General features: G+C 56.7%; 10 protein-coding genes. 1 reads left to right on the top strand and 9 read right to left on the bottom strand.

Annotated features, from left to right (window positions below):
• Positions 1 to 61: 61 nt before the first annotated feature.
• From Q0367_RS06495 to Q0367_RS06455, 9 genes are all read right to left on the bottom strand, one after another.
• Entirely contained in the window at positions 62 to 1,633 is a 1,572-nt protein-coding gene (locus Q0367_RS06495) for a hypothetical protein (RefSeq protein WP_297634523.1), read from the bottom strand.
• Positions 1,634 to 1,685: 52 nt separating this feature from the next.
• Positions 1,686 to 3,266, bottom strand: coding sequence for a glycosyltransferase family 39 protein (locus Q0367_RS06490; protein WP_297634526.1), 1,581 nt, complete (start codon positions 3,264 to 3,266; stop codon positions 1,686 to 1,688).
• A 274-nt stretch (positions 3,267 to 3,540) separates the two neighbouring features.
• The gene (locus Q0367_RS06485) at positions 3,541 to 4,455 is read right to left on the bottom strand and encodes a glycosyltransferase family 2 protein (protein ID WP_297634528.1); all 915 of its coding nucleotides are present in this window, start codon (positions 4,453 to 4,455) and stop codon (positions 3,541 to 3,543) included.
• Entirely contained in the window at positions 4,452 to 5,915 is a 1,464-nt protein-coding gene (locus Q0367_RS06480) for an O-antigen ligase (RefSeq protein ID WP_297634531.1), read from the bottom strand. Before Q0367_RS06480 ends, Q0367_RS06485 begins: the two co-directional genes overlap by 4 nt.
• Before the next feature lie 8 nt (positions 5,916 to 5,923).
• The gene (locus tag Q0367_RS06475) at positions 5,924 to 7,153 is read right to left on the bottom strand and encodes a glycosyltransferase family 4 protein (RefSeq protein WP_298981274.1); all 1,230 of its coding nucleotides are present in this window, start codon (positions 7,151 to 7,153) and stop codon (positions 5,924 to 5,926) included.
• 3 nt (positions 7,154 to 7,156) lie between these two features.
• Positions 7,157 to 8,185 carry a glycosyltransferase family 4 protein gene (locus tag Q0367_RS06470; protein WP_297634537.1) on the bottom strand — a complete coding sequence of 343 codons (1,029 nt, stop codon included), beginning with the start codon at positions 8,183 to 8,185 and terminating at the stop codon, positions 7,157 to 7,159.
• A 178-nt stretch (positions 8,186 to 8,363) separates the two neighbouring features.
• On the bottom strand, positions 8,364 to 9,290 hold the full coding sequence (locus Q0367_RS06465) for a glycosyltransferase family 2 protein (RefSeq protein ID WP_297634540.1): 927 nt from the start codon (positions 9,288 to 9,290) through the stop codon (positions 8,364 to 8,366).
• Positions 9,287 to 10,465, bottom strand: a complete 1,179-nt coding sequence (locus tag Q0367_RS06460) for a glycosyltransferase family 1 protein (RefSeq protein WP_297634543.1) — start codon at positions 10,463 to 10,465, stop codon at positions 9,287 to 9,289. Before Q0367_RS06460 ends, Q0367_RS06465 begins: the two co-directional genes overlap by 4 nt.
• The gene (locus Q0367_RS06455) at positions 10,443 to 11,585 is read right to left on the bottom strand and encodes a glycosyltransferase (RefSeq protein WP_297634546.1); all 1,143 of its coding nucleotides are present in this window, start codon (positions 11,583 to 11,585) and stop codon (positions 10,443 to 10,445) included. The genes Q0367_RS06460 and Q0367_RS06455 overlap by 23 nt, the downstream gene beginning before the upstream one ends.
• A gap of 257 nt (positions 11,586 to 11,842) precedes the next feature.
• Between Q0367_RS06455 and Q0367_RS06450 the strand changes: the two genes are divergently transcribed.
• Entirely contained in the window at positions 11,843 to 12,580 is a 738-nt protein-coding gene (locus Q0367_RS06450; protein WP_297634549.1) for a bifunctional 2-polyprenyl-6-hydroxyphenol methylase/3-demethylubiquinol 3-O-methyltransferase UbiG, read from the top strand.
• Positions 12,581 to 12,591 lie beyond the last annotated feature (11 nt).

The raw sequence follows: 12,591 nt of genomic DNA, 5'->3' as shown, positions 1-12,591 counted from the left end.
TGTTGCCGGCTATTTGCTTAATCCACTCTATCGATTGCCAGGTCAAACTGCACAACTTCTATCATTTGTTCACCTCCATGAGCCGATTTCCGCTTTCAGCTTCGATTTCGAGCGAAGATCGACCCTCTTTACTGAACAACCCCTCGCGAGATTGCAATGTGACCAGCCATCGCCACGCAACCGCCGCCAGCGCAAGCAGGAGCATCAGCGGGGTCAGACTCCAGAAGCCCTCCAACCCCAGCACCGTGCCGAAGTTGCGCGCGATGTTGCCCACCGCCCAGTTGGGCAGCACATGCTCGGCCCACGGGTTGCGCAATGCGTCCGACGGGAAGGCCTGTTCCGCCAACGTCATGCTCCACACGGCGACGAGTGACCAAAGGAGGCTCAACGCCAGCGTGAGGCGCAGCCACAGCTGCTCGCCCCAGGCGACCAGAACGAACGCCGTCGGCAGCGCCAGGAAGGGCAGCATCGGCAGCAGGTAGCGCGGCCCGACGGCGAAGCCGCCCCACCACATGCTCGACGAGGCGTTGAACAGGAACATGCCGACGACGACGGCGAGCGTCAGCCACCACTCGGCGCGCAGGACGCCGCTGCGTCTCCAGAGCGCAAAGCCCGGCGGCGCCCACAGCAGCCAGGGTGAAAGCAGAAACAGCCCACGAAACGGGCTGAAGGTGATTCCCCAGACCGCGTCGAGCGTCGGCGCAGTTAGGCTCATGAAGCCGGTGTGATGCTGCTCTGTCCACAGCTCGGAGCGGCTGTAACCCAGCTCCAGGGGGCCGCCGAAGATGGCCGTGTTATAGGCCATCCAGCCTGCAGCCACGATCGCCCCGCCAACAACAAGCCAGAAAAACGGCGCCCGTTGTTGTCGTCTCCAGAATTGATACAATCCGTACAGACCGATCGGCGCCGCCATCAGCGCCACCGGATACTCCGTGATAAACGCGTAGCCAAGCAGCAGCCCGACGAGGCAGGCGCGCATTGCTCCGACCTGCGCCGGCGCGCGCGCCAGCAGGAAGAACGCCAAAAAGAGTAGAAACGCCGCCAGTTGATGGCCGTAGAAGGCGTTGGCGTAGGCGAAGACGGGCGTCGCCAGACCGTAGCCCAGCGCGATGACCGCGCGCGGCTGCGCCAGCGGCGTCACTGCGCGCAGCCACAGGAAAAGCAGTGCGGCCAGTGCGGCCGTCGGCAGCGCAGAGACAAAGAAGCTCAGATAGACCTGGACGATGGCGAAGCGAACCTTTTGCGCCGAGACGCCGGTGCCCTCGGCGCGCAGGGTGCTGGCGAACGCCCGATGCGATTCCAGCCGCGTCGTCAGCGCGCCGATCAGCGGCGTCTCCAACAGCGGGCGCAGGGCCGCGTACAACGGAATGCCCAAAAAAGCTGCGCCCGGCGCTTTGTCGCTGTAATAATGCTCGCCCACTTTGGCGTAATCGACGGTGTTGGCGACGTACTTGTCAATTTGAAATGTGCCATCTTCCACGACGGCGAAGACCATGTCAAGCCGAGAGTTTTGATTCGGATCGGCCCAGCGCGGGAAGAAGTAGACGTAGCACAATAACAACACCGAAAACAAGGAAAACACCCACGCAAAATCTGGAGAAATTCTGCCTTGACGATATTTTGCAAAGTTCATCAATAACGCACCTTACGCAGTTTCGGGTAAACCTGGCGCACGAAAGTTGAAATTAATTCTTCAGATAGCATCGATCTCTTGTGTCATATAACGAGTACTCTTCGATGGACACGACGCATTTGCAATTCCTTTCCAGGAGTTCAGAGGGAACGTACTGTAAATGCTCATTTTCTGGTCCATCCACGATGTAATCGGGTCTTAGGTCAGCAAATTTACGAATAGGGTTGTCATTACAGTGCAAACCAAGCTGTTCGCAATCCACTTTGCCGATGAGAAACCCAAATGGAATCGGCACAAATTGATGGTTCGAGAAGAAAGAGACATCCCATTCACCAGAAAGGATGCGCACATCGAAAGAGAGATGCGCATCGAGATAGGCGGCAAATTTTTGAGCGCCGTGATTGTCGCCGCTGATCAGACGACGCACTGTATTCTGAGCAGGCCAAAACAACAGCATCAATATTAGCAACCACGCCGCAAGACTCAACGCCTTGTGGTTCCGTTTTTCAATTGCCGAAAACACGCCGTCACAAATAGATAAATTTCTCGGCGCGCCATCCGCCAGATCGACTAGAAACTTCGCAACCAATACACTCATTACAGCCCATTCCGGATACGCATAGCGGGGCCATCCGATGGAAATAAAAACGTACCAGATGAACCAACTCACAAGAAAAAAAGGAATGAACAACAGACCAATCGTGGCTCTACGATCCTCCTGATGAAAAGCTGAAGCGATGGAATAAAATAGCGCCGGCGCTCCCCAAAGCAAAATGTCCTGTTCTGCCAGAAACTTTAGATTCTTATACCAGAGCGTAATGAGTTGAGAAGGTTGCTGAATAAAGAGCAAAAATCCCGCAATCGTTGGATTAACGACCGCCCCTGATGATGTTCCGTTGAGGATCGACTGTAAAATTGACCAACCGATAAAAGTGAACAAACAGGACAACATCGGCAGCGTTGTCTGATGCCATCGCAAAGTTTTTAGCCAGAGTCGGTCAATGATAAATAGGCCCATGAAAGACGCCGCAATGGCCAGAAACAATAAATTCTTCGTGAGGACTGCACATGAAAAGAAGAGGCTGGCGAGCATCCAGTCTTTCCGACGATTGAGACGCACAGAGCGCCCCCAGAAGTAGGAGCCCCAAAATAGAAAGGCAAGACCGGGCACTTCGCCGTATACGGATCTACCCATAACAATTGTGTTCAACCAGGGAGGGCCCCAAAATAGAAACGTCAAGATGGCAACAACCGCTGCTCTGTGACCATAGGCCTCTCGTGTGTACACGTAAACGGCAATAGAAGCCAGAATGGTGTATATGCTTATAACAATTCTGGCATTCCCCAGCGTCACCCCAAATATTTTGAAGATGACGGCGATCGGCAGGAGCACCGTTGGCCCTGTCGAATCATGCCAAAAGGGTGAAAGCCCTTCGTATGTGGAGATCCCCCATTCGCCTTCCATTGCAAGGTTTCTGGGCAACATGAGACGATAGGCTTCATCGAGTGCAGTAAATTCGGGGTATCCACTGAGGTTATAGACAACCAACAGGGTCGCCAAAAGGAAAACCCCTGCTAAAATCCAATTGCCAGGGACTAGACGCAATGGCCGAAAATAGATGCGCAGCGCCATATGCCCTCCTTGGGCGGAAAAGCCACCCAGAAAGAAATAAGAACGCTTCCTTGCAATGACTCAAGTGAGCGCGCTTTGAAACCACCCGAATGGCCTTTGCTATCAAAGCAACCGTTTTAGCGCATGTGGTAGTTCAATTGTTAAGGTGCAACTAAAATTCACTCAAGAGCAATAGGCTTCCAATGATGCGTTCAAATAGCTGTTCGTTCTCCGTTCATCGAAAAGCGTCGCAGCCCAACTCATCGATTGCATCAGGAAATGCATCAAGCTACTCTTACACCTTTCGCAACGCGGTCAACAGCTCCCGCAGCGTGACCACCGGCCGCCCACGACGATTGCCCGTCGCCCACTGCGTTAGCGTATGGACGAACTGCTTTGCTCCGGTGAAGAGGACGATCATCGCCTTGAGCAGTTCCGCCTGCGTCCGCCCGTGATGGATGCGAAAGTAGCGCACGCGGCTTCGATAAAGGTCGGCCTCGCGGCTTGTCTTGCGATGGGCGCTGCTGGCGCCCCCGATATGCACGACCTTCGCCGCCGGCGCGTACCAGACCTCCCACCCGGCGATCTGCATGCGTTTGCACCAGTCCACCTCTTCGGCGTACATAAAGTACCCTTCATCCAGTCCGCCGACCTCCTCCACCGCCTCGCGGCGCACGAGCATGCACGCGCCCTCCACGTAATCGACGCGCTGCGGCCCCTTCTCCTCTTCCGGCCCATGGCTGGGATACCATGGCCTGAGGAGCCGCCGACCCAACGTCGAGAGGATCAGAAACTCTTGCCAGAGCGTCGGGAAGCGCGTGTGCGAGGCCTGAAACGCACCGTCGGGATTCAACAAATGCGCGCCGACGACGCCGGCGCGCGGCGCAGCTTCGGCTGCCTGCAACAGCGCCTGGATCGAGCCGGACTGCACAAGGGCGTCGGTGTTGAGCAGAAGCCAGTAACGGCCTGCGCTCTTCTGCATCGCCAGATTGTTGGCGCGGGCGAAGCCAAGGTTGACCGGGCTTTCGATCACCTGCACATGCGGAAAGTCGCGGCGCAGCATCGCAACGCTGCCGTCGCTGGAGCCGTTGTCCACCACCCAGATGTCATGCGGAATGGATGCAGCTTCGCGCTCGACGGCTGCAATGCACTCCGCCAGCAGCGCACAGGTGTTCCAGTTTACTATAATCACAGAAAGCAATGGCTTCATACGCGCTCGATCTCCGGCTCCACCGTTGAGGACGCTTCATGCTGGTTGGCGGATGGCGCAGCCAACGCTCCAAGCGCCGCCATTCCGCCGAACATCACCCAGCTCAACACGGCGTTGTCGAAACCGCCGATCGTCTCGTTGTACGCAAAGGGCAGCATCCAGTCGCCGAGCATCATGCCGACCATGGCGCCGACGACGCCGCTCAGGGTGACGGCGGCGAAGACCTCCTCGAAATTTCCTTTCCCTGAATAACGGCGCAGCGTTTGGCGTCCGACCTGAAGCAGTCTCGTCAAGAAGACAATAAAAATTGTAAAACCGATCACGCCGGTTTGGGCGAGAATATCGAAATAGTTGTTATGCGTAGAACGGGCGTCTTCGCTGTGATAGGTCATGTTGTAAATAGCGTAGCCTGCGGGCCCCATGCCAAAGAGAGGATGTTGCGCCACATGATTTAAGTTGCGCATCCAAAGCTCCACGCGTCCGGTGCCGCTCCCCCCTTCCTCTTCGGCAATGACGATATTCTGATAGTAGAAATCAAAGTTTAAAGCGAGATATACGAGCCCGATGGCGAAGAAACCAACGAATAGGCGTCGAGAGCGGAGCCATGTAAGCACCATACATGCTACGCCTAACGGCAACCAGCCGGAAACCCAGGACATGCCGATGATAAAGTATCGATAGACAAGCAATGCTACAAACAAAAATAGCAATATGCGTTGCCAGAACTTCAGGTCTTTATGGAAAAGCGCCAACCCATAGGCAAAAGCGGCCACCCACATGCTAAACAGGCCGCGCGTCCCTCGATAGAAAAACAGGTCTCCGATACGCGGATTCAGGAAGAAAAACGCAAGGCTGAGGACGCCTGTGATCAGCACGACGCCCACCATGTATTTGAGCCACTTGACGTCGTTCACCTGATTCCCGACGTATAACAGTGTTAACGGGAGAAGCGAGTTGACGGTCAACGCCGCCAACTGGACTACAGGAAAGCTGCTCCAGATATACAAGATTGGGTCTCGAAAAACCAGGCTCCATAGATAAGCAATGATTCCAACGATCACAAAAGCGACTAAAGGCTTATTGATCGGCGAAGGACGCAAGCGGGTCGGCGGCTTTCCCCACGCCATAGAAAGCAGCCATGGAATCACCAACATCATCGCCACAACCATGCTTAACGGGACCCGACTTTCGCGGCCCGTCGGCAATGAGACAAAACTGAGCGTCGCGCCGGCGATCAGAAGAAGCACAATTCCCTTGTTGCCTCGGTCTTTCACTTGAATGAGCCGCAGTGCGACGATTACGCCGACAATTCCTGCGCCGATGAGAAGGGGGTCAAACCGACCTCTGACATAGAGAAAAATCACCGGAGGAATGATGAGCAGCACACCGCTCACCACAAGGAAATTCAATAGCGCATACCGATCGAACGGGAGGCGTATGCGGTGGAGGTGGAACGTCATGAGTTTGCTCATCGCACCAGGTTGCCTGACTCTATAGCCGCCGATTTCGCTGAGGAAGGACTCACGCCTTCTGTCACTATTTGATTGAAACGTCTACCGATTCCATTCCAGTCATAACGATTCGCTGCGCGGCGTCCGGCGAGAGATAAGCCATTGCGCAAGGCTGGGTCTGTCAACAGGGATAACGTCGCCTCGGCGAATCGCTGAGGAGTATCCGCCACCAAAACTTCTTTGTCTTGTTCCAGGTCTAATCCTTCCACGCCCTTTGAGGTCGCCACCACAGGCACACCTAAGGCTAAAGCCTCAAGCACTTTCAGCCGGGTCCCACCCCCCAGACGCAACGGTGCAACCAGGGCCCAACTCGCCCCTACGACGGCATGAATATCCTCCACATAGCCTGTAAACACAACATTTTTTCGATTCGGCAACTGTTCAATCGGCGCGCCCCGGGTGTTTCCTGTAATCAGCAGGGTGGTTTTCGGTGCACGTTCTAAAATTCGTGGAAAGATTGCGCTTAAAAAGAAGTGCATGGCGTCAAAATTGGCGTAATAACTCAGCGCTCCGTTATAAATTAACACATCGGGCTGAGGCTCTCTGGAAACAGAGCGAAGCGACCTCACGTCGACTCCATTCGGAATGACTTCGACCGGCACAGTGGACGGAATAACTCTTCTGGCCAGCGTCTGTTCTGGCGAAGAAACCACTGTGCAGAGCTGAAACGCGGAGAGCGTCCTGCGAAGATAGGCGCTCAATTTCCACCAGGTGAGGCCTTTTCGCAACTTTGCCGGTAAATGAGACGCCTTGATGTACGCTTCATATGGAACCGTAAGTTCAATTTCTTCCGCCACCCGGAATACATCCCGCACCAAAAGCGCGTATGGAATCATGTCCAGCTGAGAAGCAACCACAATGTCCGGTTTCCATTGACCGGACACTTTCTTGACTTTCTCAGCCATCTCCGCACTGAAAGTGTCAATGAGCGAACGAGGCGTTGGAGAGAGAAAACCCAGGCGAGCGCGAACGCTGTTGGTTTGAAAACCCTTGTAAGAAACAAAATCAACCTGCGAGCAAATCTCTCGGAGAACTTGAACGGCGGCTGCCGTCGGCGACTCGTTCGCAAAAGAAAGCAGCGCCACTTCATGTTGATCGGCCAAAGACTTCAACAGATGATAGACGCGAATCTTTGAGCCGTTGTCTGTTGGAAAAGGGAACCAGCGCGACAGAAAAAGAACTCGCATCGATTAACCCTCGCGCTGCATCTGAGCCACCTTCTGCAAAACAGCGTATTGACATCGTGCAGCATGCTCAGAGGTGAAACGTTCCTCATACCGTCGTCGCGCGGCCACGCCCATCGACCTGCATTCCTCAGGATGATTCAGCAAATAAAGACATGCTTCTCGCATCGCTTCTGCGCTCTTAGGAGGAGTCAGGACACCGGTGACGCCGTCTTCAACATAATACGATGTGCTGGGGGTGCGCGTCGCCACCACAGCTTTTCCAGCAGCCATTGCCTGCACTAAAGCGGACTCCCCCGCTGCGTGCCGAGTCTCTTGCAGCGGAATTGCGACGAATCTCGCAGATATTAACAGACGTGCGTACTCACGTTCGGGCATCATTTCGTTGACAGTGACGTTGGACGGAATTGTTAAACCTTTGAGAGTAAATTTGCGGGTGTTGATAATGACTTTGACCGGCAGATCCTCAACAGCCTCGATGAAAGTCTTATAATCTCTGTACGAACGGCCAAATGAAAAAACAAAATTGCCGTTCTCCACCAGCTCAACATTTTTGCAAAGGTCATGCCAGCCAAAAGGGCAGACTGTCATATGCGCCGACGGCAAGCCTAGAACCTGTTCGTAATACGTAGCTTCAGCCGGAAACAATACGGTTACGTGATCGATTCCTCGCATGAAATTTCGGCTAACTAGCGAGAAAGACGCAGCAACTCCCTTGAATGAAAATGCAAATATGACAAGCGGGGGAGTGTTCATGCCCCTCAAACTACGAAGCGCACCGAAAGGAAAACCTGTCTTCGATTCCCAAGCAACGATGACATCGTATCGTTTTCTCCGGCACGCCTGCATCGCTCGCCATCCAAGAGCTAAATACTGGGGATAATATGATAAAAACTTACCCCATTTCGGAAAGCGGTCGGCCGGCGAGGCCCATAGGAAATCCACTTCATCTTGTTGAGCCTCCTCCGGCAGATGATTCCACATCCAGCGATCTGGCGGTTTCACCGGGCCGTCGACAAGACATAAAACGCGCATATCAAATGCTCTCCACAACACCAGTTGTCGTGGGCGCAACCATAGCTGCACTTTCTCGATTCATCCAAAACTTTGCGGTCCATCGAGAACGCGCGGCTCGTAGCCGCACCTACCATCATCGCCGCCTGTTTGCTCAATCCGCTCTATCGAGCGCCAGGTTCAACTGCGTCACTTTCATTCAGCAAAACGCCAGAGTGCGACGCCCCCATCTTCCGAATAGGCCATCGATCAGCGCCCATCGTGCTGCAGACGAAGCACAAAAATTTTTCTCAAGGCGATTCCGAATGATTCCATGAATAAGACCCCGACTTGCCCTATAGAGCGCCTGAACTTTCTGCACGCCCTGCGTATGCCGTGCAAAAAAGTGCAGCCGATTGCGCCCCATGTAATAGAGCGTCGCCGGGCTTTGCGCTCGCCACGTCAGCGGCGCTTTGTGCTGCATCTTTGCAGCAGGCTGAAAACGCACATCCAACCCGGCTTTGCGCATACGGATGCACCAGTCCGTCTCTTCCCAATACATGAAGAAACGCTCATCGATCAGCCCCACGCGTTCGATCGCCGCCTTCGAGACCAGAATCCCACAGCCGTTGACGAAATCCACGCTGCGCGGCGGATACTGTCCCTGGTCGACCTCGCCGGCGCCGACGTTGACGGCGTCCGCGGCCGCCCAGTCCACCCAGCCGCCCGCCGAGGAGATGATCTCCCAGTTGTCCCACGTGTAGACCATCGGCCCGACTGCGCCGCAAGCCGGCGGCTTCTGAATCTCCTCCACCAGCGCCGCAACGCAGTGCGGATCGAGCCGCGTGTCATTGTTGACGAGGAAAAGCAGCTCTGCGCCGTTCGCCAGAGCATGGCGCATCCCCAGGTTGTTGCCGCCCGCATAGCCCAGATTCTCGGGGGCCTCTAAAAGCTCCACGTCCGGCGCCTGTTGACGCAAAATCTCGGCGGTGCCATCTGTGGAGGCGTTGTCCACCACCAGCAGATGCAGGCTCGGGTAATCCTGGTTGCGCAGGGTGGCAAGGCACTCCAGCGTCAGCTCGACGCCGTTGTAGGCCAGCACGATGCACCAAACTGTCGGCGGGGCGGTGCGATTTTCCATCGTCATGAACTCGCAGTTGCGGGCGCCGGCCTGCCCTTGCGCGGCAGCGACAGCGCGTAACGATACACGTCCAGCATGCGATCGGCCGGTTTGGGCCAGCTAAACTCCTCGGCGCGGGCAAAGCCGCGTCGCTGCAACTCCTGGTGAAACGAGCGATCTTGCAAGAGCCGCGTGATGTGCGCCGCCAGCGCCGCATCGTCCTCGGCGTCGATAAGCAGGCCGGCGTCGCCCACCACCTCTGGGATCGAGCCGCGATCGGAGGCGATCACCGGCGCGCCGCAGCGCATCGCCTCCAACGGCGGAAGCCCCAACCCTTCGTAGAGCGACGGAAACAGAAACCCCTCCGCCAGGTTGTACAAGGCGACCAGATCGCTGCGGCTGGGACGGATCAGCACCTGCGCCTGGCCGGCAGCGACCATTTCCTTGACTGCCGCGGGCGGGTCGCTGACGCGTGAGAAGAAAAGCATCTGATGGGTTGCGCGCAGCTCCTCCGGCAGGCGTCGCCAGGCGCGGGCAATGACGTCGGGATTTTTGATGGCGTCGGCGAGCAGGAAAGGGCGTTGCACGTTTAGCCGCGTACGTACCGTTTCAAGCGCAGCGCGATCCTCGATGCGTCGGAAGATCGGCGACGGCCCATAGCGAACGGCGATCACGCGGTCCTCAGGCAGGCCGCTGCGCCGCAGAATCTCTCGCCTGGCGGATTCGGAGACCGTCGCCACCACGTCGGCGCGGCGCACCGAAAGCGTCGAAAGGAAGTGTAAATAGGTCATCATCGCCATGGTGCGCGGGGTTTTTTCGTGACCGCTCAGGATTTCCCACAGCGGTAAGATGTTGATGGCGTCATGCAGGGTGAGGACGCTGACCGCGCCCGCCGGCGCCAAGCCAACATTGGCGGGAAAGTGCGCCACGTCGATGCGGTCGGCGGCCATGGCGTTGCGCAGGGTGAAATCGAGCCGGAGCGCAGACAGCGCGTTGCGATAGGGCAGGATGCGCACCGTCGCGTGCGGCGGGAGGGCGGCGACGTCCAGCTCGAAAGGCGCCTTGGAATCGGCGTACAGAAAAATTTCGGCGCCGCTGGCCCGTTCGATGAGGGCGGGAACGAGCAGACTGATGTAGGTGTGAACGCCGCCGACCAGGTTATGGGAAAGATACCGAACGTCAATACCGATTCTTATCGACATCAAAATATGGGATGGTGAACGTGTGCACCGGTTGATGTACGTTATGAGCAGGGTGCATAGCCTGACGGACCGCCTGTCGTCCCTGCTCCGCCCAATGCATAATTTGTCGCACGCTGTCCACAATGGAATGACCGTGTATCACCGTTTGATACGCGCGCTCCACGATCGGCTCTCGCTTTTCAGGATGCTCCAGATAGTCCAGAATGGTGGGCGTCAGTTGTGACGCCGGCGCCGCCACATAATGCTCCCCCGGCAAAAATTCCGGCGCATGCGGCAGCGAGTCTTCCGTCACCAGCAGGGCCCGGTTGGCGGCGGCCAGCGGCCAGCGATAGGCCAGGGCCGAATCATACCATGTCGGCAACAGATTGAGCATAATCTTGGCGCGATTGAGCAACAACGTGCGCGCTTCGCCGTAAACAGGGCCGCCGGAGCCATCGACAATAAGCACGCGCTTGCCGTAGGCGGCGAGCTCGCCCATCACTTTGTCGAGCAACCTGCTGCGTCGCTTCGTGCGCCGCGTGCCGATCCACAGCACGTCAATATCCCGTTCCAGTCTCAGATCTCCTCTATGGGAATTGTCGAGCAGCCCCCATTGTGCGTAGCGCGCCGGAATTCCTGCGCGATTGTAATAATCGGCGTAGACTTTGGAATATTCGACGAGCAACCCCATCAATCCTGCGTTGAGCGCGTGATGATAGATGCCGACATAGCGAAATTTATGAAAGCGCCGATTCACCCAGCGCAGCGGAGCCGTGTGGGCGAGGCGGCCTTGCAGGCCCTCGGCCTCCTGCCAGCGATCCAACCAGGCCAGCGTCCGTCCTACAGGCACGGTCACCCAGCCCGGCAAACGGATGTCCGGACAATCTTCGGTGCTCCAGTGCACCCAGAACGGGCGCTTCTGCGGCGGCGTCTTGGCGAGCTGCGCCGCCACGCGCTGAAGACGCCCCCACGGCGCATAGGTGAACAGAAAGTGGGCGCCCTCCAGCGCCTCGCTGGTGTAATGGGCGACAAACGGCCGATAGCCCAGCTCTGTCAGCGCCCTGGTCACGGTCTGCGCCAGGTCATCGACGTCATCATACCAATGCAGGACGGCAACGCGTCGATTTTCTTCCATTAGCATCGATCTCCTTTGTGCACGGCAGCAGGCGCCAGCAGAGCTGTCGTTTTGACTCTCATTTTACATAGGCTGACGAAGATTTTGGCTTGCGATTCGCTGACAGTCTCACATTCTCTCTGGAGAGCGACAACCGATGCAAGCTCAAATTGGAAGAAAATTTACCAAATGGGTCTCGCTCGCCAGTGTAGCCTTTTCCAAAATCCAAGAGGGCCTATCTTGGCGAGCCACAACGGAGACGGATCTGTGTGAGAGGTGACGCCATGGCGCTAGACAGAAACAGAGAACAATGGAACGACCTGGGAAGTCTCGACCCATTCTGGGCGATGACAGGAACCAATCGCTTCAATCGGTGGGACATCGAGGCGTTCCTCGAAACCGGCGATCGACAGGTCGCCGAAACCCTCTCGCATGCGGCAGCGCTTCGCCATCCATCCTCCAAGGAACGCGTGCTCGATTTCGGCTGCGGCGTAGGACGGCTGGCGCGCGGTTTCCCGGCGCACTTTCGCCACTATTTAGGGCTCGACATCGCCGACGCGTTGATCGAGAAAGCGCAGGAAATTCACCAGGATTTGCCCGACGCCCAATTTGCACAGGGCAGCGTGGAGGCGTTGGCCGCGCTGCCGAACGACGCCTTCGACCTGGTGCACAGTTGGGGCGTTTTGCAACACATCCCCGATCGCTGCGTCGTTCGTTGCATTGTGCAGGAATTCGTCCGCGTGCTGCGCAAAGAGGGGCTGATTGTGTTCAGCGCGCTCCATGACATCAAAACGCCTTATCGCCTTCAGCCTCGTCGTCGGCTCTACGCCTTGCTGAAGGCGCTGGGAATCTCTGAGGCGACGCTTTACTATCGACTCAAGCTCTATCCCCAGGAGGTTCACTTCATCCCAGAGCAGGAGATTGTGCGCTGTCTGGAGAAGGTGGGCGCGCAGGTGCTGAAGATCATGGCGGCGGCGCCCGACGAACCCCATCAGGTGCGCGTGTATTACGCGACGAAGTGAAGTCCAGCGCC

This window comes from uncultured Caldilinea sp., from assembly GCF_937128415.1.
GTDB lineage: Bacteria > Chloroflexota > Anaerolineae > Caldilineales > Caldilineaceae > Caldilinea.
Note: the sequence above shows the minus strand (reverse complement) of the source record. Positions and strands in the feature narration are given on the sequence as shown.

Excerpts from the sequence above, each read along its gene's own strand:
- Q0367_RS06480 (WP_297634531.1), bottom strand. The coding sequence starts at position 5,915 with ATGACGTTCCACCTCCACCGCATACGCCTCCCGTTCGATCGGTATGCG.
- Q0367_RS06475 (WP_298981274.1), bottom strand. The coding sequence starts at position 7,153 with ATGCGAGTTCTTTTTCTGTCGCGCTGGTTCCCTTTTCCAACAGACAAC.
- Q0367_RS06455 (WP_297634546.1), bottom strand. The coding sequence starts at position 11,585 with ATGCTAATGGAAGAAAATCGACGCGTTGCCGTCCTGCATTGGTATGAT.
- Q0367_RS06485 (WP_297634528.1), bottom strand. The coding sequence starts at position 4,455 with ATGAAGCCATTGCTTTCTGTGATTATAGTAAACTGGAACACCTGTGCG.
- Q0367_RS06490 (WP_297634526.1), bottom strand. The coding sequence starts at position 3,266 with ATGGCGCTGCGCATCTATTTTCGGCCATTGCGTCTAGTCCCTGGCAAT.
- Q0367_RS06460 (WP_297634543.1), bottom strand. The coding sequence starts at position 10,465 with ATGTCGATAAGAATCGGTATTGACGTTCGGTATCTTTCCCATAACCTG.
- Q0367_RS06465 (WP_297634540.1), bottom strand. The coding sequence starts at position 9,290 with ATGACGATGGAAAATCGCACCGCCCCGCCGACAGTTTGGTGCATCGTG.
- Q0367_RS06450 (WP_297634549.1), top strand. The coding sequence starts at position 11,843 with ATGGCGCTAGACAGAAACAGAGAACAATGGAACGACCTGGGAAGTCTC.
- Q0367_RS06495 (WP_297634523.1), bottom strand. The coding sequence starts at position 1,633 with ATGAACTTTGCAAAATATCGTCAAGGCAGAATTTCTCCAGATTTTGCG.
- Q0367_RS06470 (WP_297634537.1), bottom strand. The coding sequence starts at position 8,185 with ATGCGCGTTTTATGTCTTGTCGACGGCCCGGTGAAACCGCCAGATCGC.